General features: G+C 72.1%; 20 protein-coding genes. 6 read left to right on the top strand and 14 right to left on the bottom strand.

The features are described 5' to 3' along the window. Positions 1-23 precede the first annotated feature (23 nt). Both ABH926_RS32205 and ABH926_RS32200 read right to left on the bottom strand, forming a co-directional pair. Positions 24-908 carry a universal stress protein gene (locus ABH926_RS32205; protein WP_370369666.1) on the bottom strand — a complete coding sequence of 295 codons (885 nt, stop codon included), beginning with the start codon at positions 906-908 and terminating at the stop codon, positions 24-26. A 44-nt stretch (positions 909-952) separates the two neighbouring features. Continuing rightward, positions 953-1267 carry a hypothetical protein gene (locus ABH926_RS32200; RefSeq protein WP_370369665.1) on the bottom strand — a complete coding sequence of 105 codons (315 nt, stop codon included), beginning with the start codon at positions 1265-1267 and terminating at the stop codon, positions 953-955. A 166-nt stretch (positions 1268-1433) separates the two neighbouring features. On the opposite strand from ABH926_RS32200, the gene ABH926_RS32195 reads away from it, so the two are divergent. Beyond that, positions 1434-3149, top strand: a complete 1716-nt coding sequence (locus tag ABH926_RS32195) for a GAF domain-containing protein (protein WP_370369664.1) — start codon at positions 1434-1436, stop codon at positions 3147-3149. Positions 3150-3196: 47 nt separating this feature from the next. Here the strand turns inward: ABH926_RS32195 and ABH926_RS32190 are convergent, their stop codons facing one another. Next, complete coding sequence (locus ABH926_RS32190; RefSeq protein WP_370369663.1) at positions 3197-3856, bottom strand: response regulator; 660 nt, start codon at positions 3854-3856, stop codon at positions 3197-3199. A gap of 121 nt (positions 3857-3977) precedes the next feature. After that, entirely contained in the window at positions 3978-4280 is a 303-nt protein-coding gene (locus ABH926_RS32185; protein WP_370369662.1) for a hypothetical protein, read from the bottom strand. Between the two features lie 174 nt (positions 4281-4454). Here ABH926_RS32185 and ABH926_RS32180 point away from each other — a divergent pair, with 174 nt between their 5' ends. Then, on the top strand, positions 4455-5324 hold the full coding sequence (locus ABH926_RS32180; RefSeq protein WP_370369661.1) for a universal stress protein: 870 nt from the start codon (positions 4455-4457) through the stop codon (positions 5322-5324). Between the two features lie 63 nt (positions 5325-5387). Here ABH926_RS32180 and ABH926_RS32175 read toward each other — a convergent pair whose 3' ends face one another. From ABH926_RS32175 to gap, 3 genes are all read right to left on the bottom strand, one after another. Beyond that, positions 5388-6323 (bottom strand): universal stress protein, encoded by a 936-nt coding sequence (locus tag ABH926_RS32175; protein WP_370369660.1) that lies wholly within the window; start codon positions 6321-6323, stop codon positions 5388-5390. Positions 6324-6348: 25 nt separating this feature from the next. Further along, positions 6349-7203, bottom strand: a complete 855-nt coding sequence (locus tag ABH926_RS32170) for a universal stress protein (RefSeq protein ID WP_370369659.1) — start codon at positions 7201-7203, stop codon at positions 6349-6351. Between the two features lie 118 nt (positions 7204-7321). Further along, entirely contained in the window at positions 7322-8320 is a 999-nt protein-coding gene (gap, locus tag ABH926_RS32165; protein ID WP_370369658.1) for a type I glyceraldehyde-3-phosphate dehydrogenase, read from the bottom strand. Between the two features lie 188 nt (positions 8321-8508). Between gap and ABH926_RS32160 the strand changes: the two genes are divergently transcribed. From ABH926_RS32160 to pflA, 4 genes are all read left to right on the top strand, one after another. Beyond that, positions 8509-9420 (top strand): ATP-binding cassette domain-containing protein, encoded by a 912-nt coding sequence (locus tag ABH926_RS32160; RefSeq protein ID WP_370369657.1) that lies wholly within the window; start codon positions 8509-8511, stop codon positions 9418-9420. After that, positions 9404-11092 carry a hypothetical protein gene (locus ABH926_RS32155; protein WP_370369656.1) on the top strand — a complete coding sequence of 563 codons (1689 nt, stop codon included), beginning with the start codon at positions 9404-9406 and terminating at the stop codon, positions 11090-11092. Before ABH926_RS32160 ends, ABH926_RS32155 begins: the two co-directional genes overlap by 17 nt. Before the next feature lie 136 nt (positions 11093-11228). Then, on the top strand, positions 11229-13481 hold the full coding sequence (gene pflB / locus ABH926_RS32150) for a formate C-acetyltransferase (RefSeq protein ID WP_370369655.1): 2253 nt from the start codon (positions 11229-11231) through the stop codon (positions 13479-13481). Between the two features lie 6 nt (positions 13482-13487). Further along, positions 13488-14276, top strand: coding sequence for a pyruvate formate-lyase-activating protein (gene pflA, locus ABH926_RS32145; RefSeq protein ID WP_370369654.1), 789 nt, complete (start codon positions 13488-13490; stop codon positions 14274-14276). Between the two features lie 81 nt (positions 14277-14357). On the opposite strand, the gene hypE is transcribed toward pflA, so the two are convergent. Genes hypE through ABH926_RS32110 form a run of 7 tightly spaced genes read right to left on the bottom strand, consistent with a single transcriptional unit; the run spans position 14358 to position 21899 of the window. Then, on the bottom strand, positions 14358-15419 hold the full coding sequence (gene hypE / locus ABH926_RS32140; protein ID WP_370369653.1) for a hydrogenase expression/formation protein HypE: 1062 nt from the start codon (positions 15417-15419) through the stop codon (positions 14358-14360). A 15-nt stretch (positions 15420-15434) separates the two neighbouring features. Then, the gene (gene hypD / locus ABH926_RS32135; protein ID WP_370369652.1) at positions 15435-16559 is read right to left on the bottom strand and encodes a hydrogenase formation protein HypD; all 1125 of its coding nucleotides are present in this window, start codon (positions 16557-16559) and stop codon (positions 15435-15437) included. Further along, positions 16556-16813, bottom strand: a complete 258-nt coding sequence (locus ABH926_RS32130) for a HypC/HybG/HupF family hydrogenase formation chaperone (RefSeq protein ID WP_370369651.1) — start codon at positions 16811-16813, stop codon at positions 16556-16558. Before ABH926_RS32130 ends, hypD begins: the two co-directional genes overlap by 4 nt. Before the next feature lie 10 nt (positions 16814-16823). Continuing rightward, positions 16824-19211, bottom strand: coding sequence for a carbamoyltransferase HypF (gene hypF / locus ABH926_RS32125; protein ID WP_370369650.1), 2388 nt, complete (start codon positions 19209-19211; stop codon positions 16824-16826). Continuing rightward, the gene (locus ABH926_RS32120; protein ID WP_370369649.1) at positions 19208-19807 is read right to left on the bottom strand and encodes a hydrogenase maturation protease; all 600 of its coding nucleotides are present in this window, start codon (positions 19805-19807) and stop codon (positions 19208-19210) included. The genes hypF and ABH926_RS32120 overlap by 4 nt, the downstream gene beginning before the upstream one ends. Next, entirely contained in the window at positions 19804-21108 is a 1305-nt protein-coding gene (locus ABH926_RS32115) for a Ni/Fe hydrogenase subunit alpha (RefSeq protein ID WP_370369648.1), read from the bottom strand. The genes ABH926_RS32120 and ABH926_RS32115 overlap by 4 nt, the downstream gene beginning before the upstream one ends. Further along, on the bottom strand, positions 21105-21899 hold the full coding sequence (locus tag ABH926_RS32110) for an oxidoreductase (RefSeq protein ID WP_370369647.1): 795 nt from the start codon (positions 21897-21899) through the stop codon (positions 21105-21107). Before ABH926_RS32110 ends, ABH926_RS32115 begins: the two co-directional genes overlap by 4 nt. Positions 21900-21909 lie beyond the last annotated feature (10 nt).

Below are 21909 nucleotides of genomic sequence, written 5' to 3'. Positions count from 1 at the left end.
CGCGGACGTCAATGGCAGCGTGCTTACTCGGGCACGATGACGACCGGACAGTGCGCGTGGTGCAGCACGGCGTGCGCCAGGCCGCCGAGTCGGACTCCGTCGCCGTCGGAGTTCCGCTGCGCGCCCAGCACCAGAAGGTCGGCCAGACGGCTGGAGTCCACCAGCACCCGGCTGGGCACACCGGTGAGGACCTGCGTCGAGACGTCGGTGTCCGGATGCTTGGTCCGCCACGGCGCCACCAAGGAGTCCAGGCACCGGCGGTGCTCGCTGTTCAGCTCGGTCAGCTGCGGACGAGGAAAGCTGCCGAGGGCGACCGGGTACAGGTAGCCGGGGTCCTGCCAGGCGTTGAGGCCGAGCACGCCGTAGCCGTGCAGGGCGGCCTCCTCGAACGCGAAGCCGAGCACGTCCGCGCCGGTGGTCGGGGCGAGGACGTCGACGCCGACCAGGACCCGCTGGGTCACGGCGGGGCCGGCGGCCGGCTCGCCGCGGACGACGAGCACCGGGCAGCGTGCGTGCACGACGGCGCTCAGTGCGGCCGAGCCCAGCAGCATCCCGGCGAAGCCGCCGCGGCCCCGGCTGCCGACCACCAGCAGCGCGGCATCTTCGGCCAGGTCGGCCAGGCACGGCCCGGGCTGCCCGCTCAGCGCGAAGGTGTGGACGTCCAGGTCCGGGTGCGCGGCGTGAACCGCGGTGAGGGCCCGGGCCAGCAGTTCGGTGGCGGCGTCGCGCACCGCGCCCTCGGGGCTGTCGTTGCCGGGCGTGAGGCCGACGGTCGCCGGCGGCAGCCAGTGGTAGGCGTGGGCGAGCCAGAGCGGTGCGCCGCGCAACCGGGCTTCTCGTGCTGCCGTCGCGATGGCACTGCCGCTGTGTTCGATGTCGTCGATGCCGACGACGACGGGGCGGGTCATGGGTGTCCTCCACTGCCTCGGTGGTGGGGTGCGGTGCCGGGGCTTCAGTACCGGGTTCCCGGCCTGCGGTGCATCGCCGGCTTCATGCCGGCGGCGGTCAGTCCTCTCCGGCTCCGTCGGCGCCGTGCGGAATGCGGCGGCCGGTGATGCGCTCGGCCACGACCCTGATGAACCCCGGCGCCCGACAACGGGCCCTTGCGGGTCCGGAGCACCACGTCACGGCCGTCGAGCTTGAAGTTCACGACGAAGACCGCCGGCAGAGCGTAGCGGCTGTGGACGATTCGCCCGACCGGGACCGTCGAGGCCAGGGCCAAAGCCTCGACTTCGCTGAAGTGTTCCATACTCAGTTCCACGGCCATGGCTCGATCGTCCTCAGAGCTGCGAGTCCTCCGAAAGGGTCTTTGGACCCTGTTCCACACCTGAGCTCCTCTGTTTCCCGGCGGCTGTGGCCGCACTAGTCTGGCCATGACAAGCAAGCCGATGCGGGCTATCGGCTCGCGCACTGTGGGGAAGGACGGTCCGGGGATGGCCGATCGGGAGTCGAGCGAGCCCAAGAGTTCTCTGCTGCCGCAACTGCGGTTCGACGACTTGCTCGACGAGTTGATCTCCCGGGTGACGCAGATCCGGGCCACCCGCGACCGGGTCCAGCAGCTGCTGCAGGGCGTGCTGGCCGTCTCCGGCGGGCTGGACCTGGACCAGGTGCTCAGCACCATCATCGGCACCGCCACTGAGTTGGTGGAGGCTCGGTACGGGGCCCTGGGGGTCATCGACAGCGGCGGAGAGCGCCTGGAGCGCTTCGTCACCGTCGGGCTGAGCCAGCAGGAGATCGACGCCATCGGGCCCTACCCGACCGGGATGGGGCTGCTCGGCCAGCTCATCCGGCATCCGGTGCCTTTGCGGCTGCCGGACATCGCCGCTCACGAGTCCTCGTTCGGGTTCCCCGACAACCACCCGCCGATGCGGGCTTTCCTCGGTGTTCCGATCCGGGTCCGGGACAAGGTCTACGGCAACCTGTACCTGACCGAGAAGCGCGGCGGCGCTTTGTTCGACGCCGACGACGAGACGCTGCTGACCACCCTGGCGGCGGCTGCCGGTGTCGCCATCGACAACGCACGTCTGTACGACGAGGCGCAGCGGCGCCAGCGGCGCATGGAGGTCACCGCCGAGCTGACCCGCGGCCTGCTCTCCGGCGCCGACAGCCACGACGTGCTGGCTGTCCTTGTCGAGCGGGTCCGCGGCCTGGCTGGGGCCGACCTGATGCTGGTATCGCTTCCGGACTCCGGGGGCGAGCGGTTGACAGTCCAAGTGGCCGCTGGGATGGGAGAGGAACGGGCTTGTGGTTCCTCCGCTTCCATCGCCGACTCCGACATCGGCCGGGTGTTCACCGAAGCCTCCGGGCAGGCGGTCGCGGCGGGGGAGTGGGATGACCGGCCGCTGTGGAAGGAACTGGGTCTCGGGCCCGCCTACATCGCGCCGCTGGGCACGGCCGGCAAGGTCCGCGGCGTCCTGGTCGCGGCCAAGCGGTTCGGGGCCCTGCCGTTCGACGCCGGTGTGGTCCGCATGCTGACCGAAGTCGGCGGGCAGGCCGCCGTGGCGCTGGAGCTGGCCGATCGCCGTTCCGACGCCGACCTGCTGGCCCTGTACTCCGATCGGGACCGCATCGGCCGCGACCTGCACGACCTGGCCATCCAGCGACTGTTCGCCACCGGCATGACCCTGCAGTCGGTGCTGAAGATCACTGAGAAGCAGTCGGTGCGAGACCGGGTCAACAAGGCCGTGTCCGAGTTGGACGACACCATCAAGGTGATCCGCTCGACCATCTTCGCGCTGTCCGAGCACGCGACAGGCGACGAAGTGCCCGGACTGCGGTCACAGGTGTTGCAGGTGTGCCAGGACTCGGCGGAAGTGCTGGGCTTCAGCCCGGCGGTGCGGTTCACCGGTCCGGTCGACTTCGAGGTCTCGGACCAGGCCGTCGAACACGCCCTGGCGGTAACCCGCGAAGCCTTGTCCAACGTGGCGCGGCACGCGAAGGCCTCACGGGCCGACGTGGACGTGGCGACCACCGACGGCTATCTCGTGCTGCGCGTCGCCGACGACGGCTGCGGGATGCCGGACGGCGGACGGCGCAGCGGCCTGGGCAACCTCGCGGAGCGGGCCGCGGCCTTGGGCGGAGAGTTCGAGGTCGGACCCGGTGAGGACGGCGGCACCGTTCTGGTGTGGCGGGTGCCGCTGGACGACTGATGCCGAGCGCGGTGCTCACACCGTGTTCTCGATGGTGCACCGCGTTCTCACTGGTGGCGAGTCTGTCCGGACTTGATCTCGGAGACCATCACCGCGGCCTGCACCCGCCTGGTCAGACCGAGCTTGGCCAACAGCGCGGAGACGTAATTCTTCACGGTCTTCTCGGCCAGGAACATCCGCTCGGCGATCTGCCGGTTGGTCAGGCCCTCGCCGATCAGGTCCAGCACCTTGTGCTCCTGCGAGGTCAGCTGCGCCAGCGGGTCCTTCTTCTCGTCGGCGGCGCGGAGCTTGGCCATCACCTTGGCCGCGAGCCTGGGGTCCAGCAGCGACTCGCCGCCGGCCACCGTCCGCACCGCCGACACCAGATCCGGCCCGAGGGTCTGCTTGAGCAGGTAGCCCGAGGCGCCGGCCATGATGGCGTCGAACAGCGCCTCCTCGTCGGCGAAGGACGTCAGCATCAGGCAGGACAGCTCCGGCAGCTTCGAGCGCAGTTCGCGGCACACCGTGACGCCGTCGCCGTCCGGGAGCCGCACGTCCAGCACGGCCACCTGCGGCCGCAGCGCCGGGACCCGGGCCAGGGCCTCGGCGGCGGTGGAGCCCTCGCCGACGACCTCGAAGTCGGGCTCGTCCTCCAGCATGTCCTTCAGCCCCCGCCGTACGACCTGGTGGTCGTCCAGCAGGAACACGCCGATCTTGCCGTCGTTCATGAATCCGCCTCCTGCAGGTCCGCTTCGGTGTCCTCCTGGAGAGGTTAGGGCTTCCGTGGCCGAGCGGGGCGGGCCGAAGGTCCTGTCTTCGGCGATCGGGGGGCGATCGGGGGATCGTGTTCTAGGGTGCGCCGCGCTGAAGGAAGATGACCTTGGTGTAGGGCGCGAGGGACGAGTACGGAGCCAGGGCGGCTCGGACCGCGCCCCGGATGTCCAGGCGGGCCGCGGATCCCGCGGCCCGGATCGTGCTCACGTAGACGGTCGAGATCCCGTTGCGCTCGACCACCGCGATGCGCGGCTGGTCGTCGTCCCAGTTCGCGGCCAGGGCGCGCTGCACCGCGAGCAGGACGTCTCGGTAGGCGTCGTGGTTGTGCTCCGGGTGGTCGCGGACGAGTGGTGCTTCGCGATCGATGGTTGTGCTCATGGCCGGGTCCTTTTGCGAGGGTTCTTCTCTTTCAAGAGTCGTACAACCGAGCCGGGCCGCGAAGCGGTCGATCGGCCTGACCTGACCGGGACTTCGGACCCTGGGACGCCGGCGCCGCAGCCGCGACGGTGGGAGCAGCGCGAGTGCCGCGCAGGCTTCAGCCCTTGTGGAGGAATGATGAACAGCACCGTCGTCGTCGGCTACGACCAGACCCCGCACAGCGACGTCGCGCTGGCCGAGGCGGCCCGCGAGGCGGCGATGCGCGGCGCGGACCTGAACGTCGTCACCGCGTTCCAGCGGCCGGTGGTTCCCGGCTCGTCCGTGCCGCCGGCGGACTCGCAGGACGCCGCGCGCAAGACCGCCGAGGCCGCCGCGCAGCACGGGGCCGACAGCGTCGTCAAGCGTCGTCCCGGGCTCCGGGTGACGCCCTACGCCCTGGTGGGTTCGGCCGGCAAGCTCCTGGCGCAGGCCGCCCACGGCGCCGAACTGCTGGTCGTCGGCAGTCGCGGCAAGGGCGGCTTCAGCGATCTGCAGGTGGGCTCGACCGCGATGCGGGCCGTGGCCGGCGCCTGCTGCCCGGTGCTGGTGGTCCGCGGCGAGACCGACGCCGACCACTCCCGGATCGTGGCGGCGGTGGACATCGACGAACCCTGCGAGACCGTCCTGGAGTTCGCGTTCCTGGAGGCCTCCCGCCGCCAGGCCCGGCTCACCGTGATCCACGTCTGGGACGAGCCCTGGATCCTGGCCTACGGCCAGCAGGACCCGGGCATCGCCGACGACATCGCGGCCATCGAGCGCGAACGCGAGGACCGGCTGTCCGCGCTCATCCACTCCGTCCAGCGCCGGCACCCCGAGGTCGAGCCGTTCCACCAGGTCGCCACCGGCTCGGCCGGCCGGCTCCTGATCGAGGCCTCGCACCGGGCCGACGTGCTCGTCACCGGCGCCCGGCGGCACGGCGAAGGCCACGGGATGCAGATCGGCCCGGTCACGCACACGGTGCTGCACTACTCCACGTGCCCGGTCGCCGTGGTGCCGCTGAGCTGAAGGCTCCGGTCCCGGCCGACAGCGCTCGTCGTCGGCGCCGCGGCCCGCTCCTTCGCCGGCGATCTAGCGGGCCGGCGCGTGCCGGTCGGCGGAGGGCTGCCGAGCCGGGCGGGGTACGGCGCGGACCGGGCCGTGGGGCACGATCACGACCGGGCAGTCGGCCCGCAGAAGCAGCGGGTGGACGGTCGGTCCCACGTGTGCGTCACCGATGGGCCGGCCCTGCGTGCTGTGGTGGTGGGCTCCGGCGACGATGACATCGGCGTGCGAGGAGGCGGCGATGAGGATCGTGGCGGCCGGGCCGTCGGCGAGCTCGCGCCGCACGTGGACCTCGGGGTATTCGGCCTGCCACGGCCTGAGCAGGTCCCGCAGGGCCAGGTCCGCGTTGTCCTCGCCCTGGATCGAGGCCGCCCGCAGCCCGCTGGTGTCGCCGGCGTAGGTGCGGGGCCAGAAGGATTCCCGAACGCTGATCGCCTTCAGCCCGGTTCGACGGAGCCGGGCCTCGTCGAACGCGAAGGCCAGCACTCCGTCGGCGGGTCTGTCGATGTCGACGGCCGCCAGGACGGTGCCCCGCGGCTCGTGCCGGCCACCACGGACGATCATGGTCGGGCGGCCCGGGCGGGTCGCCACCCGCTCGGCCACGGAGCCGAGCACGAGTCCGGCGACGTGCGCGTGGCATCCGACCACCAGCAGATCGGCGTCGCGCGCGGCCTCGGTGAGGACGGTCGCGGTGGAGCCTTCCGTCGCGAGGGTCCGGACTTCCAGGCCGGGATGGCGGGAGCGGACATGGTCGGCGCCCCGTTCGGCGATCCGCTGCGCGCCGGCGTGCGCGGCGTGCTCGGAGATCGGTTCCGTACCAGGTCTGGCCCCCCAAGTAGCCCGCTGGAAAGCGTGCACGATGGTCAGCACGCCTGCGCGCCGGTCGGCTTCGGCGGCTGCCTCGTCCAGGGCGAGCATGGTCTGCGGCATCTGGTCGTAGCCGACGACGATGGTGGGTTTCATGGTCTTGTCCTTTCGCCGTCGCCGGTCAGGAGTGGGGCACGATGATCACCGGGCATGCCGTGCCGCGCAGAAGGGCCTGTGCCACCGGTCCGATCCGCACCCCGTAGCGCTCGCCGCAATGCTCGCCGTGGCGTCGGCGGGCACCGGCGACGACCAGGTCGGCGCCGGCGGCCGCGGCGGTCAGCACCGAGGTCGGCGGTCCGGCGACGACTTCGCCGCCGGCCTGGACCCGCACGCAGCGCTCCTGCCGTTCTGCCAGGATCCGGTCGAGCGCGACCCGGGACCCGGCACGGGGGTCGGGCGCCGGCGCGGTCGCACCGACGAGCGCGCGCAGCTCAGCCGGTTCCACAGCGCTGACCGCGTGCAGGCGCGCCGCATGGAAGCGGGCCTCGGCGAACGCGAAGTCCACCACCTCCTCGGCCCGTTCCGCGAGGTCGATCGCAACCAGTACGACGCCCCGCGGGAAGCGCTCGCCACTGCGGACCACCATGGTCGGGCACGGTGTGCGGGCCAGCGTCTCCTCCGCCACCGGGCCGAGCATCTGCCCGGTGGCGTCGGGGCTGTCCGTGGATCCGAGGACGAGCAGGTCAGCGCCTCGGGCCGCCGAGGCGAGGACCTCGTGCGGGGCTCCCACGAGGGCCTCGGCGCGGATCGTCAGGCCTGGATAGTGGTGCCGCAGAACGCCGGCGCCGAAGGACGCGGTAGAGGCTGACGCTTCGCGTTCGGCGGCGTCCGTTCCGCGGGAAGCGGCTGTGTCCGGACGGCGAACATGGACGACGGTGATATCCGCGTCCCGGTACGCGGCCTCGCGGCCGGCTTCCAGGAGAGCTCTGCCGCTGGGCAGGGTGCGGTCGTAGCCGACTACGACAGTGGTTCTCATGGCGGGCTCTGATCATTCGGAAGGCAGTGGTGGCCTCAGAACCAGCTTTCGGGGCGGCCGAGGGGTTGCGACAGAGCCGAAGGTCCCGGATCGGGCCGGATGTCCGGTCCGGTGCCGGCTACCCGAGCCGGTCTCCCATGTACCGGGCCAGGTCGGCGAGCCGGGCGCAGTAGCCCCACTCGTTGTCGTACCAGCCGAAGACCTTCACCAGGTCGCCCTGGGCCTGGGTGAGCGGCGCGTCGAAGACGCACGAGGCGGGGTCGCCGACGACGTCGCTGGAGACGAACCCCTGCCCGGCCATGCGCAGCACTCCGTGCAGCCGGTCTTCCGACTCCTGCTGGAACGCCGCGTTGACCTCCTCGGCACCGGCCGGCCGGCGCAGCACGGCGGCCAGGTCCACCAGCGATCCGGTGGGGACCGGCACGCGGACGGCGACGCCGTCCAGCAGCCCGGCGACCTCCGGGATGACCAGGCCGACGGTCCTGGCGGCGCCGGTGGTGGTCGGGATGATGTTGCCGGCCGCGGAGCGGGCCCGGCGCAGGTCCTTGTGCGGGGCGTCCAGCAGGCGCTGGTCGCCGGTGTAGGCGTGGACCGTGGTCATGAAGCCGTGGACCAGGCCGAAGTGCCGGTGCAGGACGTCGACCATGGGGGCGACGCAGTTGGTGGTGCACGAGGCGTTGGAGACCACGTCGTGCTCTTGGGGGTCGTAGAACTCCTGGTTGATCCCCATCACGATGGTCGCGTCCACCGGCCCCTTGGCCGGGGCGGACATCAGGACCTTGCGGGCGCCGGCGGTCAGGTGCGCGGCGGCCTGCTCGCGGGTGCGGAACCGTCCGGTGGACTCGATGACCAGATCCACGCCGAGCTCGCCCCAGGGCAGGCGTTCCGGCTCGGTGTGCCGGGTCATCAGGATCTTGCGGCCGTCGAGGAGCAGCGTGCCGTCCTCGTAGGCCACCTCGGCGGCGGGCCGGCCGTAGGTGGAGTCGTGCGCGAACAGGTGGGCCATGGTCGCGGTGTCGGCGGCGTCGTTGACCGCCACCACCTCCAGGCCGCGCTCGGCGGCGATCCGCAGGAAGACCCTGCCGACCCGGCCGAATCCGTTGATGCCGATCCTCATGTCGCCCTCCGAAGTGTCGTGGCTTTTCAGCCGGTGTCCTCGCTGCCCACAGAAGCGCTGACCTGCCCGCGACGACCAGGGCCGAAGGGCCCTGTCCACGGCGATCGACCGACCCTGGCCGCGGTCTGCGGCCAGGCGCAGACTGCCCGGGAACAGGGCGGACACCGATCTCGGCTGGAGCGGGTGTGATGAGCGGAACAGTGATGCGGGCTGTCGGGCTCGGCAAGCGGTACGGCACCACCGATGCGCTGCGTGACCTGGACTTGGAGGTCGGTCAGGGCGAAGTGCTGGGCTACCTCGGTCCCAACGGCGCGGGCAAGACCACGACCATCAGGTTGTTCCTGGGCCTGATCCGGCCGACCTCGGGCCGCGCCGAGTTGTTCGGGCTCGACGCGGCCCGGCGCGCGGTCGAGGTGCACAAGCGGGTCGCCTACGTGCCCGGCGAGGCGGCGCTGTGGCCCTCGCTTACCGGCGCCGAGACGCTGCACCTGCTGGGCCGGGTACACGGCGACGTCGACCTGGGATATCAGCGTGAGCTGGTGGAGCTGTTCGACTTCGACCCGTCCAAGAAGGTCCGGGCGTATTCCAAAGGGAACCGGCAGAAGATCAACCTCATCGCCGCGTTCGCCGCCCGCACCGAGCTGCTGATCCTCGACGAGCCGACCGCCGGGCTGGACCCGCTGATGGAACAGGCGTTCCGGCACAGTGTGCGGCGTGCCAAGCAGACCGGTCGGACGGTGTTCCTGTCCTCCCACATCCTTTCCGAGGTGGAAGCGGTGTGCGACCGGGTGGGGATTCTGCGGGCCGGGACGCTGGTCGAGCTGGGCGCCTTGGCGGAGATGAAGCACTTGTCCGCGGTCTCGGTGGAAGCAGTCTTCGACGGCACGCCGCCGGACGTCAGCGGGGTGTCCGGCGTCAGCGCCGTCGAGGTCGCGGGCCACCGGCTGCGCTGTCAGATGACCGGGCCGGTCGCGCCTTTGCTGGAGGCGCTGTCGGGGACCGGTGTGCGCGAACTGCTCAGCCGGGAGCCCTCGCTGGAGGAGCTGTTCCTGGCGCACTACGGCCGACACGAGGAGAACACTGATGCACTCGCTGTCTGACCGCCCGCGCCTGCCGACGCTGCACCGGGCGTCGACTCCGGCGCTTCGGGCCCAGTCGCCGACGCGCTCGCCGCGTACCGTGGTCGCCTGGCTCACCGGACGGCGCGCCGTGCGCTGGGGTGCGTTGTGGGGCCTGGCCTACGGGTACTACATCGCCGAGTCGGCCCTGGCCTACAAGGCGGTCGGCGGCACGCCGGCAGCTCGGGAGCGGCTCGCGCAGACCCTGGGCACGAACAAGGGCATGGCGGCGTTGTTCGGCCCGGCGTTCGGTCTCGACACCGTCGGCGGGTTCACCGCGTGGCGGGCCTTGGGCTTCCTGTCGCTGGTCGGCGCGGTGATCGGGCTGCTCATGGGCACATCGGCGCTGCGCGGTCAGGAGGAGGCCGGGCGCTGGGAGATGCTGCTGTCCGGACAAGTCACGCGACGCGGGGCCGCGGCACAGGCGATGGCCGGTCTCGGCGCCGGGCTGGCCGCGCTGTTCGCCGTGGCCGCCGCGGTCGCGGTGGCGGGCGGCCGCCGGGTGACGCCTCCGGTGGCGGCGTCCGGGATGCTGATGGTGAGCTTGCTGGCGGTACTGATCACCGCGGTGTTCGTCGCGGTGGGAGTGCTGATGGGCCAGCTTTCGGCCACTCGGCGGCAAGCCAGTGTGCTGTCGGCGGTCGTGTTCGCCGCGGCGTTCCTGATCCGGGCCGCCGCCGACGCGTCCCCGGGTCTGCGCTGGGCCCGGTGGGCCACACCGCTGGGCTGGCCCGCGCAGTTCCACGCGTTCACCGGGTCCCGGCCGGTGGCGCTGATCCCGCCGCTGGCCACGGTGCTGGTGCTGAGCGTGGCCGCACTCGTCGTCGCGGATCGGCGTGACCTGGGCGCGGCGGTCCTGCCCGACCCGGACACAGCCAAGGCGCGCACCGGTTTGCTGGGCGGTCAGGCGGGGCTCGCGGTGCGGCTCACTCGGCCTCTGGCCTACGGCTGGATCGCGGGTCTGGCCGTCGGCGGACTCTTCCTGGGGCTCATCGCCCAGTCCGCGAGCGAATCGGTCTCCGGATCCAAAGCCGTGAACGACGCGCTGGCCCGCCTCGGCGCCCATCGCACCGGGGCCGAGTCCTACTTGGGCTTCGCGTTCGTGATGGTCGCGGTCCTGGTCGCCTTCGCCGGGGCGACCGTGGTGAACGCCACGCGCGGCGAGGAGGCCGGCGGCATGGTGGACAACCTCCTGGTGCGTCCGGTGAGCCGGACCCGGTGGCTGCTGTGCCGGGTGGCGGTCGCCGCCGTGCTGGCGCTGATCTGCGGTGTGGTGGCGGGGCTGGCCGCCTGGGCCGGGGCCGCCAGCCAGCACACCGGGATCGGATTCGGGACCATGGTCCAGGCCGGTCTGAACACGGTCCCGCCCGCGCTGTTGCTGATCGGACTGGGCACCGCGGTCCACGCCGTCGCTCCGCGTGCGACGGCTGTCGCGGTCTACGCGGTGCTCGGCTGGTCGTTCCTGATGCAGATCCTCGGATCCTTCGCAGGGATCGACCACTGGGTGCTGGACACCTCGATCCTGCACCACAGCGCTCCCGCGCCGGCCGCCGATCCGAACTGGGTCGGCGCGGCCGTCATGACGGGACTGGCCGTCGTGGCGGTGGCCGTGGCGGCTGTGGCGTTCCGACGCCGCGATCTGGCCGGGCAGTGACAGCTCCGGCGGTCCGCCGTTCGCCAGGGCCGTTGGACCCGGTGCGACCGGGTCGGACTGGTCTAGTCCACCCGGTGACGTGGCGGGATCCTGACAGTGCCCGGTGACCGGCACCGCGAGCGAGGAGGCAAGGAACATGACCGCTGTAGTGGCCGACATTCCTGTGACGGCCTGGGACGAATTCACCGCGGGCCCGTGGTGCGACGGGATCGACGTGCACGGGTTCATCCAGGCGAACTACACGCCCTACCTCGGCGACGGCGGGTTCCTGGCCGGTTCCACGGAGCGGACCGCCGCGTTGTGGGGGCGGCTGCGGGAGATGTTCGTGGTCGAACGCGCCCGCGGCGTGTACGACGTCGACGCGAGCACGCCGGCCGGCATCACCGCCCACGCCCCCGGTTACATCGACCGCGACCACGAGATCATCGTCGGTCTACAGACCGATGCCCCGCTCAAGCGGGCGATCATGCCGAACGGCGGCTGGCGCCTGGTGGCCGCCGGCCTGAAGGCGTACGGGATCGCCCCGGATCCGCGCGTCCAGGAGATCTTCACCAAGTACCGCAAGACGCACAACGACGGGGTCTTCGACGCCTACACCCCCGAGATCCGCGCGGCCCGCCGGGCCGGGATCATCACCGGGCTGCCGGACGCCTACGGCCGTGGCCGCATCATCGGCGACTACCGGCGCGTGGCGCTGTACGGCGTGGACCGGCTCATCGCGGCCAAGCGCGCCGACCGGGCCGTTCTGGACGCGCGCTGGGCCGACGAGGAGACGATCCGGGCGCGGGAGGAACTGGCCGAACAGACCAGGGCTCTGGAGGAGCTCAAGGAGATGGCCGCGTCCTACGGCTTCGACATCAGCGGGCCCGCCGCCGACGCCCGTCAGGCGGTGCAGTGGCTGTACTTCGGCTACCTGGCCGCGGTGAAGGAGCAGAACGGCGCGGCGATGTCGCTGGGCCGCGTCTCGACCTTCCTCGACGTCTACTTCGAGCGGGACCTCGCCGCCGGCCGGCTCACCGAGCAGCAGGTGCAGGAGATCGTCGACGACTTCGTCATCAAGTTGCGGATCGTGCGCTTCCTGCGCACCCCGGAGTACGACGAGCTGTTCTCCGGCGACCCGACCTGGGTCACCGAGTCCATCGGCGGTATCGGCGAGGACGGCCGGCCGCTGGTGACCCGCACCAGTTTCCGGTTCCTGCAGACGCTCTACAACCTCGGTCCGGCGCCGGAGCCCAACCTCACCGTGCTGTGGTCCCCGGACCTCCCGGCCGGCTTTAAGGAGTTCTGCACACGGGTCTCCATCGACACCAGCTCCATCCAGTACGAGTCCGACGACCTGATCAGGCCCCGCTTCGGCGACGACACCGCGATCGCCTGCTGCGTGTCGGCCATGGCGGTCGGGGAGCAGATGCAGTTCTTCGGCGCCAGGGTCAACCTGGCCAAGGCTCTGTTGTACGCGATCAACGGCGGCCGGGACGAGATGAGCGGCGAGACGGTCGCGCCCGGATTCGAGCCGATCGGCGGGGAGTACCTGGAGTACGAGAAGCTGGACGCCGCCTTCGACGCGATGCTCGACTGGCTGGCCGCGACCTACGTGCACGCGCTGAACGTCATCCACTTCATGCACGACAAGTACGCCTACGAACGCATTGAGATGGCGCTGCACGACAGCGACGTCGAGCGGCTCATGGGCTGCGGTGTCGCGGGGCTCGCGGTCACGGCCGACTCGCTGTCGGCGGTCAAGCACGCGCGGGTGAAAGTGATCCGGGACGCGAGCGGCCTCGCGGTCGACTTCCCGACCGAGGGCGCCTTCCCGGCCTACGGCAACGGGGACGAGCGCGCCGACGCCATCGCGGTCGGCCTGGTCGAGCGATTCATGGCGAAGGTCCGTCAGCACCCGACGTACCGGAACGCGCGGCACACCCAGTCGGTGCTGACCATCACCTCCAACGTCGTCTACGGCCACAAGACCGGCAACACCCCGGACGGCCGCCGGGCCGGGACGCCGTTCTCGCCGGGCGCGAACCCGATGAACGGCCGCGACACCCACGGCCTGGTCGCCGCGGCGGTGTCGGTCGCCAAGCTCCCGTACGACCAGGCGCTGGACGGGATCTCGCTGACCGCCTCGATCGTCCCGGCGGCGCTGGGCCGGGCCGACGCCGAGCGGGCGGTGAACCTGGCCGGGATCCTGGACGGCTACTTCTCCTGCGGCGGATTCCACATGAACGTCAACGTGCTGGACCGCGCGACGCTGGTGGACGCCATGGAGCATCCGGAGAAGTACCCGCAGCTGACCATCCGGGTCTCCGGCTACGCCGTCAACTTCGTGCGGCTGACGCGGGAGCAGCAGCTCGACGTGATCAGCCGTACCTTCCACGAGAAGGCGTGAACCCCTATGACCGCCACCGGACTCCCGGTCGGGACCACGGCCACGGCCGGCGCCAAGCCCGCCGAGGCCGTGGTCGGCTCGGTCAGCAGCTGGGACCTGAGCACCGGCGTCGACGGGCCGGGAACCCGGTTCACCGTCTTCACCGCCGGTTGCCCGTTGCGCTGCCGATATTGCCAGAACCCTGAGACCTGGCGGATGCGCGACGGCACCTCTACCAGCTCCGCCGAGCTGGTGGCCAAGGCCGCGGACTTCGTCCCGTTCATCCGGGCCTGCGGCGGCGGGGCCACGGTCAGCGGCGGCGAGCCGCTGCTTCAGCCGCGCTTCACGGCCGCGCTGTTGAACGGGTTCCGCGGCCTGGGGCTGCATACCGCGCTGGACACCTCGGGATACCTGGGAGTGCGCGCCGACGAGGAGCTGCTGGCGGCGACGAGTCTGGTCCTGCTGGACATCAAGTCCTGGGACCGCGCGCTGTACCGCCGGCTGACCGGCGGCGAGCTGCATCCGACCCTGGTCTTCGCCCGGCGTCTGGCCGAGCGTGCCGTCCCTGTGCACCTGCGGTACGTCCTGGTGCCGGGCCTGACCGACGGCGCCGCGAACGTCTCGGGCGTGGCGCGCTTCGCCGCCTCGCTGGGCAACGTCGAGCGGGTCGACGTCCTGCCGTTCCACAAGCTCGGCGCGGCGAAGTACCGGGCTCTGGGCATCCGGTTCCCGCTGGCCGACACCCCGACCCCGACGCCCGACCAGGTACGCCGGGCCCGGGACCGGTTCGCCGCGGCGGGGCTGCCGGCGTTCTGAGGCTGGAGATATCAGGCCCCGCAGGAACCAGAGGACCCCGACCAGAGGTCGGGGTCCTCTGGTCGCCGTTCCACGACCCGTTCAACAGATCCGTGGCAGCTGCTCGCCGACCAGCATGTCGAGCACCCGCTCCGCGCCGATCCCGGTGCGCACCACCACCCGGCGCGGATGCTCGGCCACTGCCTGCCCGATCCGCACCGCCCCGGGCGATTCCGGGCGCGACCGCATCGCCGCCAGCACCGCGTCGGCCTTGTCCGGGGCGACGAACGCCAGCAGGCAGCCCTCGTTGGCCACGTGCAGCACGTCCAGGCCGAGCAGGTCGCAGGCCGCCGACACCGGCTCCGGCACCGGCAGCGCGGTCTCCTCCACCAGCACGCCCACCCCGGAGGCGGCCGCGAGTTCGTTGAGCGCCGAGGCCACGCCGCCGCGGGTCGGGTCCCGCAGGGCGCGCACCCCGTCGCCGCCGGCGGCCACCGCGGCCGCGACGACCCGGTGCAGCGGCTGGGAATCGGAGCCGATCTCGGTTTCGAAGCCCAGGCTGTCGCGGGTGGACAGGATCGTGACACCGTGCAGGCCGATCGGGCCGGACAACAGCAGCACGTCGCCGGGCCGCACCCGGCCGGCCGACGGGCGCGCCAACGGCATGCGCACACCCAGCCCCGTGGTGGTGATGAACAGCCGGTCCGCGGCGCCGCGCCCGACGACCTTGGTGTCCCCGGTCACCACCTTCACGCCGGCGGCGTGCGCGGCCCGGCCCAGCGACTGGGATATCCGTCCCAGCTCCCGCATGCCGAAGCCCTCCTCGACGATGAACGCCACCGCCAGCGCCACCGGCACCGCCCCCATCATGGCCAGGTCGTTGACCGTGCCGTGGACGGCGAGCGAACCGATGTCCCCGCCGGGGAAGAACAGCGGGTCGACGACGAAGGAGTCGGTGCTCATCACGATCTCGGCCGTGGGCAACGGCAGCACGGCGGCGTCTTCCAGAGGCCGGCCCGCGGAGCCGGCCAGGCCGAACCCCGGCAGGATCACCTCGCTGAGCAGTTCGGCGGAGAGCCGGCCGCCTGAGCCGTGGCCGAGCAGAACGTGCTCGGTCTCGGCGGTGGGTGCCGGACACGCGGTGAACAAGGGGCTGGCGGTCATGGCGGTGTGTCCCTCCTAACTGGTCGCCGCGTTCAGAGCCGGCGATGGAGCGGCGGCGGTTCTTCCCGCCGAGAAGAAGGCCGCGCAGGTGCCCTCCGAGGAGACCATCGGCGCGCCCAGGGGATGGCGGGGCGTGCAGCGCGTGCCGTAAGCGGGGCAGTCGGTCGGAGTCTTCACCCCGGTGAGGATCTGGCCGGCGATGCATTCGGACGCGGACTCGGGGCTGCGGGGACCGGAGGGGAACCACAGCGCGGCGTCGAAGCGTTCGTATCCGTCGGCGAGCACCAGCCCGCTGTCGGGGATCGAACCGATACCGCGCCATTCCTTGTCCGCGACCCGGAAGACACGGCGTATCGCCTCCTGCGCCACCTGGTTTCCGTCCCGGTGGACCGCGCGTGCGTACTGGTTCTCGACCTCGTGCCGGCCGGACTCCAGCTGGTGCACCGCCATAAGGATGCCTTCCAGCAGGTCCAGCGGTTCGAACCCGGTGACCACCAGCGGTACCCGGTATCGCGCGGCGATCGGCTCGTACTCGGTGTACCCCATGACCGAGCAGACGTGGCCGGCGGCCAGGAACCCGTCCACCAGGCACTCCGGATCCTCCAGGATCGCCGTGATCGCCGGCGGCACCAGCACGTGGCTCACCAGCATGCTGAAGTTGGTCAGGCCCAGGGACTCGGCCAGCAGGACGGCCGCGGCGTTCGCCGGGGCCGTGGTCTCGAAGCCGACCGCCAGGAACACCACGCGGCGCCGCGGCTCGGCGGCGGCGATCCGGACCGCGTCGGCGGGGGAGTAGACCACTCGCACGTCGCCGCCGGCCGCCTTGACCTGCAGCAGGCTGGTCGAGGTGCCGGGCACGCGCAGCATGTCGCCGAAGCTGGTGAACACCACGTCGGGGGTGGCCGCCAGCTCCAGGGCGCGGTCGATCACCGCCACCGGGGTCACGCACACCGGGCAGCCGGGGCCGTGGATCATCCGGATCCCGGCCGGCAGCAGCTCGTCGATCCCTTGGCGGACCAGGGTGTGGGTCTGTCCGCCGCAGACCTCCATGAGGCGCCAGGGCCGGGTCGCCACCGCGCCGAGCTCGGCGAGCAGCCGACGGGCCAGCGCGGGGTCGCGGTACTCGTCCAGGTACTTCACGACACACCGCCGGCCAGTTCGGTCTCCACCACGTCGCCCATGGCGCGCAGCACCGCCAGGGTGCGCAGCGCCTCGGCCTCGTCGATCACGCCGATGGCGAAGCCGACGTGGACCAGCACGTAGTCGCCGATCGCGGCCTCGGGGACGAACACCAGGCACACCTGCTTGCGGATGCCGCCGAAGTCGGCGGTGCCGGTCGGGAAGGGGTCGGCCGGCTCGACGCTCTCCAGCCGCCCGGGGATGGCCAGACACATGGCGTTCTCCTCAGCGTTCCGCGAGCCGCGCCGCGGCGATCGCGGCCTGTCCGAAGCTGATGCCGCCGTCGTTGCACGGCACCCGCTGGTTGATCAGGACCCGGTATCCCTCGCCTTCCAGCCCGGCGGCGACGGCCTCGGTGAGCCGGTTGTTCTGCCACACGCCGCCGGACAGGCAGACGGTACGGACCCCGGTGTCGGCCGCGCACTTGTGGACCAGGTCCGCCGTGGCCAGCGCGAGCGCCTCGTGGAAGGCGGCGGCCAGTTCGGGGATCTCGGCGCCCTCCAGGCGGTGCGTGAGCAAAGCGGTCAGGGTCGTCATACAGTCCAGGACCCACAGGCCGTCACGTTCGACGATCCGCCACGGCAGCGGATCGGCGAGCACGCCTTGGGAGGCGGCTTCGAGGGTCACGGCGGCCTGTCCCTCGTAGGAGACGTGGTCGCAGAGCCCGAGCAGGGCCGAGGCGGCGTCGAAGAGCCGTCCGGCGCTGGAGGCCCGCGGCGAGCCGGTCCCGGACAGCGCCAGCCGCAGCACCGTGTCGTACTTGGGCTCCCGGTCCGCGATCCCGGCCAGCGCGGCGGCGACCGTCGCCGGATCCGGCCGGCGGCCGCCCAGGTCCTCACCGCCGGCCAGATAGCCCAGGGCCATGCGCAGCGGATGGCGCACCGCGGCCTCGCCGCCGGGCATCGGGGCGGTGCCGAACCGGGCCAGTCGGCGGAAGCCGCGCAGGTCCGCCAGGAGTACCTCGCCGCCCCACAGGGTTCCGTCGGCGCCCAAGCCCAGTCCGTCGTAGGCGACTCCCAGGACCGGGTCGGTAATGCCGTGCTCGGCGGCGCAGGACGCGATGTGGGCGTGGTGGTGCTGGACCGCGATCCGCCGGTCCGGATTCCCGATGGCGGCTGCGATCTTGGTGGACAGATACTCCGGATGTAGGTCGTGCACAACGGTCTCCGGACGGACGCGGTGGACGCGCTGCATGTGTTCGGCGGCCTCGTCGAACGCCTCCAGAGCCGCCAGGTCGGACAGGTCGCCGGTGTGCGGGCCGACGAACGCGCGGGCCCCGATGGCCAGGGTGAAGGTGTGCTTCAGGTGCGCGCCCACGGCCAGCAGCGGCTCCGGTGAGGCGATCGGCAGGCCGAGGGCGGCCGGTGCGAAGCCCCGCGCGCGCCGGATCACGGTCGTCCGCTCGTGCACGGCCCGCGCCACCGAGTCGTCATACCGCGCGCGGATCGGGCGGTCGTGGGCCAGGACGCCGTCGCAGACCGGGGCGAGGGTCCCGGCCGCGATCCGGTCGTCGACGATGATCGGGGCATCGGCGGTGTTCCCGCTGGTGACGACCAGCGGACGACCGGCCTCGAGCAGCAGGAGCAGGTGCAGCGCGGTGGTCGGGAGGAACAGGCCCAGCCGGGGCGCGTCCGGCGCCACCCCGGGAGCCAGGGCCGGGACTCCGACCGGCCAGGGGCGGACCAGCACGATGGGGCGCGCCGCACCGGCCAGGAGGTTCTCCTCGGTCCTGGTGACGCAGGCCAGGGCCCGCACCGCGGCCAGATCCGGGACCATCACGGCGAACGGCTTGTCAGGACGGTGTTTGATCTCGCGCAGCCGGGCGACGGCGCCGGGGTCGGTGGCGTCGCACACCAGCTGGTAGCCGCCCAGGCCCTTGACGGCGATGACGCCGCCGGCCGCGAGGCGTTGCGCGGCCAGGCTCAGCGCCGTCTCGCCGACGGCTTCGGAGACGTCCGGGAAACCGGGGCGGGAGTACCAGGCCGCCTGGGGGCCGCACTCCGGACAGGCGATCGGTTCGGCGTGGAAGCGGCGGTCCGCCGGGTCCAGGTACTCGGCGCGGCAGCGGGGGCACAGCGGGAAGCCGGCCATGCTGGTGCGGGCGCGGTCATAGGGGAGGTCGTCGATGATCGTGGCGCGCGGGCCGCAGGCCGTGCAGTTGGTGAACGGATAGCGGTGCCGGCGGTCGGCCGGGTCGAGGACTTCGGCACGGCACGCGTCGCAAAGGCCTGCGTCGGGTGGGATCTCGGCGGGCGCGACCTCGGCGGGCGCGCGGCCGTCGCCGCCGAGGTCGGCACTGGCCTGGATGGTGAAGCCGGCGGCGGCTTCGGGCGGGGCCGCGACTCCGGGCCGGCTCTCGACGATCGCGGTGATCGCGGCCAGCGGCGGCGCCTCGGCACTGAGCCGGGTTCGGAACTCCGCCAGCGCCTCGGGCGGGCCGAAGGCGTCGATCTCGACGACTCCGGCGCGGTTGCGCACCGACCCGGACAGTCCGAGTTCGGTCGCCAGCCGGTGGGCGAAGGGCCGGAACCCCACGCCTTGGACGGTGCCGCGCACCTGCCAGTGCCGTGCCGCCGCCGCGGCGGCAGGCGGGGAGTCGACGTCGCTGCTCATGGTTTCAGCCTCGGTCCAGGGGCGTCGTCGGACCAGGACAGGAGTTCCCGGTCGGACCGGGCCGAAAGACCCTCCCGCCGGAGTTCGTCGGCGATGTCGTGGGCCACGGTGTCCACGGCTCGGGCGACGGGTTCGGACAGACCCGGGCCGAGACTGAAGTCGGTGCCGACGACGGCGTACAGCACCAGGCGTTCGGGCACCCGGTCCAGGACGTTCGCCAGGGCGAGCGCGGCACCGGGTCCCAGCGCGTGGCCGGCGGCCGGGCCGAGCGCCGCGGTGACCCGGAGGGCGGCGGCGCCGGCTCGGCCCGTGCCGCCGCTGCCGTGCCCCGGTTCCCAGCGCACCACCTCGCCGGCCGCGAGCCCGGCCCCGGCGTCGGGGACGGCCGCGTCGACCACGATCGCCACCTGCGCGTCCCGCCACAGTTCGATCAACTCGGTCGGCTCGCCGAAACAGACCTCGAGCCGGGTGTCCGGCGGCACCAGGTGGGCGGCGGCCAGCTCGCGGAGCTGTGCGACCACCGCCGGGCCCGCGCCGTCGTCGTGCAGGAACTCCTCACCGACGCCGATCACGATCGGTGTTCCGGCGGACTTCATGATCGCTCCAGGTGCAGTTCGAGGAAGTGTGCGGAGCATGAGATGCACGGGTCGTGGTTGCGGATCGCCCGCTCGCACAGGTCGGTCAGCTCCGCATCCCCGAGCCCCTGGTGCGCCTCCAGCAGTTCGCACAGCTCAGCCTCGATCGCGGCCTGGTTCTGTGCGGTGGGCGGCACGATCCGCGCCTGGGTTATGGTGCCGTCCGCGGCGATGTCGTACCGGTGGTACAGCAGGCCGCGCGGGGCTTCGGTGACACCGTGACCCCGGCCGGCGCGCGGCGGCACCGCCACCCACGGCCGTTCCGGCGGTTCGTAGGCATCGATGATCCGCAGGGCTTCCTCGATCGCGTACACGGTCTCCACCGCGCGCACGATGATGCTCCGGAACGGGTTCCGGCACTCGGCGTCGAGGCCGGCCGCGCGGGCCGCGGCGGCGGCGTGCCGGGTCAGCTTCGCCGAGTGCAGGCTGTAGCGGGCCAGCGGACCGGTCAGGTAGGTGCTGCCGTCGGCGAGTTCGGCGTGCAGGGCCGTGGAGTGCGGGACCTGGTGTTCGAACACGTAGTCCTCGAAGTCGGCGGTCCTGAAGCCGTATCCGGCGTCGGTCGCGATGCCCTGGCCGCCGTCGATCGGATACCGGTCGCCTTGCGCCACCGCCAGCAGCCGGTGCTTGGCCTCGGCCGCGGGGAAGTCGAACCCGGCCACCCAGATCACTGTCTCCAGCGCGAGTTCCAGCGCCCGCCGCAGCTCCGGTGCGAACCGTGCGAGCTCTGACCGCGAGGGGACCCGGTGGAACCCGCCGACTCGGACGTTGACGGGGTGGATCGCCCGGCCGCCCACCAGCGCCATCAGGGCGTTGCCGGTCTTCTTGATCTCCAGGCCCCGTTCGACGTCCGCCCGGTGCTCACGAGCCATGTCGATCCCGCTCGCGTACCCCAGGAAGTCCGGGGCGTGCAGCAGGTGGACGTGCAGCGCGTGGCTCTCGATCCACTCCCCGCAGTACAGCAGCCGGCGCAGCTCGGCCAGTTGCCCGCCGACCGTCACCCCGCACGCGTCCTCCATCGCCAGACAAGCGCTCATCTGGTAGGCCACCGGGCAGATGCCGCACACCCGCGCGGTGATGTCCGGCGCCTCGGTGTACGCGCGCCCGGCCAGGAAGGCCTCGAAGAACCGCGGCGGCTCGTAGATCTCCAGCCGCGCCTCCCGGACGCGGCCGCCGGCGTCCAACCGGACGTGCATCGCGCCCTCGCCCTCGACGCGGGCCAGGGATCCCACGCGCAGCGTGCGCTCGTGCCGGTGTGTCATGACCGAACCTCCCGATCGGGGTCGTCGACGGACTCGGCTGCCGCCCGGAACGCGGGACTGGCGGCGTTGAAGGTTCGGAACACCCGCGCGATGTGCTCCGGGGCCTCGCCCTGCTCCCGAAGCAGCCGGACCAGCGCGGGGGTGTTGGGTTCACGCGCCGGCCCGAAGCAGCCGAAGCAGCCGCGCCGGAACGCCGGGCAGATCGCGCCGCATCCGGCGTGCGTCACCGGCCCCAGGCAGGGCGTGCCGTCGGCGACGCTCACGCACACGACTCCGCGGGCCTTGCACTCATAGCAGACGCTGCGGTCCGGGATCCGGGGCTTGCGGCCGGCCAGATACGCGGTGATCACCTCGAGCAGCTGGCCGCGGTCGATCGGACAGCCGCGCAGCTCGAAGTCGACCGGCACATGATCGGCGATCGCCGTGGAGTGCTCCAGCGTGCTGATGTAGTCGGGCCGGGCGTACACGGTCTCGGTGAACCCGCGGACGTCGCCGAAGTTCCGCAGCGCCTGGATCCCGCCGGCGGTTGCGCACGCGCCGAGCACCACCAGGAACCGGGAGTCGGCGCGTACCCGTTCGATCCGCTCGGCGTCCTCGGGGGTGGTGATGGAGCCCTCCACGAGGGCGAGGTCGTACGGGCCGGGCAACGAGGTCCGCGTGGCCTCGGTGAAGTGCGCGATCTCGAGGGTGTCGGCCAGCGCCAAGAGCTCGTCCTCGCAGTCCAGCAGGGTCAGCTGGCAGCCGTCGCAGGAGGCGAACTTGAACACGGCCAGTCGGGGCTTGCCGGTCATGGTCTGCCCT

The organism is Catenulispora sp. GP43 (genome assembly GCF_041260665.1).
Classification (GTDB): Bacteria; Actinomycetota; Actinomycetes; order Streptomycetales; family Catenulisporaceae; genus Catenulispora.
This window is presented reverse-complemented; position numbering and strand designations above follow the sequence as displayed.

Coding starts and splice junctions, on each gene's coding strand:
- ABH926_RS32120 (WP_370369649.1), bottom strand. CDS start 19,807: ATGAAGTCCGCCGGAACACCGATCGTGATCGGCGTCGGTGAGGAGTTC.
- gap (WP_370369658.1), bottom strand. CDS start 8,320: ATGAGGATCGGCATCAACGGATTCGGCCGGGTCGGCAGGGTCTTCCTG.
- ABH926_RS32180 (WP_370369661.1), top strand. CDS start 4,455: ATGATGAACAGCACCGTCGTCGTCGGCTACGACCAGACCCCGCACAGC.
- ABH926_RS32155 (WP_370369656.1), top strand. CDS start 9,404: ATGCACTCGCTGTCTGACCGCCCGCGCCTGCCGACGCTGCACCGGGCG.
- ABH926_RS32110 (WP_370369647.1), bottom strand. CDS start 21,899: ATGACCGGCAAGCCCCGACTGGCCGTGTTCAAGTTCGCCTCCTGCGAC.
- ABH926_RS32200 (WP_370369665.1), bottom strand. CDS start 1,267: ATGGCCGTGGAACTGAGTATGGAACACTTCAGCGAAGTCGAGGCTTTG.
- pflB (WP_370369655.1), top strand. CDS start 11,229: ATGACCGCTGTAGTGGCCGACATTCCTGTGACGGCCTGGGACGAATTC.
- ABH926_RS32190 (WP_370369663.1), bottom strand. CDS start 3,856: ATGAACGACGGCAAGATCGGCGTGTTCCTGCTGGACGACCACCAGGTC.
- ABH926_RS32185 (WP_370369662.1), bottom strand. CDS start 4,280: ATGAGCACAACCATCGATCGCGAAGCACCACTCGTCCGCGACCACCCG.
- ABH926_RS32170 (WP_370369659.1), bottom strand. CDS start 7,203: ATGAGAACCACTGTCGTAGTCGGCTACGACCGCACCCTGCCCAGCGGC.
- ABH926_RS32130 (WP_370369651.1), bottom strand. CDS start 16,813: ATGTGTCTGGCCATCCCCGGGCGGCTGGAGAGCGTCGAGCCGGCCGAC.
- ABH926_RS32175 (WP_370369660.1), bottom strand. CDS start 6,323: ATGAAACCCACCATCGTCGTCGGCTACGACCAGATGCCGCAGACCATG.
- ABH926_RS32195 (WP_370369664.1), top strand. CDS start 1,434: ATGGCCGATCGGGAGTCGAGCGAGCCCAAGAGTTCTCTGCTGCCGCAA.
- hypF (WP_370369650.1), bottom strand. CDS start 19,211: ATGAGCAGCGACGTCGACTCCCCGCCTGCCGCCGCGGCGGCGGCACGG.
- ABH926_RS32115 (WP_370369648.1), bottom strand. CDS start 21,108: ATGACACACCGGCACGAGCGCACGCTGCGCGTGGGATCCCTGGCCCGC.
- ABH926_RS32205 (WP_370369666.1), bottom strand. CDS start 908: ATGACCCGCCCCGTCGTCGTCGGCATCGACGACATCGAACACAGCGGC.
- pflA (WP_370369654.1), top strand. CDS start 13,488: ATGACCGCCACCGGACTCCCGGTCGGGACCACGGCCACGGCCGGCGCC.
- hypE (WP_370369653.1), bottom strand. CDS start 15,419: ATGACCGCCAGCCCCTTGTTCACCGCGTGTCCGGCACCCACCGCCGAG.
- ABH926_RS32160 (WP_370369657.1), top strand. CDS start 8,509: ATGAGCGGAACAGTGATGCGGGCTGTCGGGCTCGGCAAGCGGTACGGC.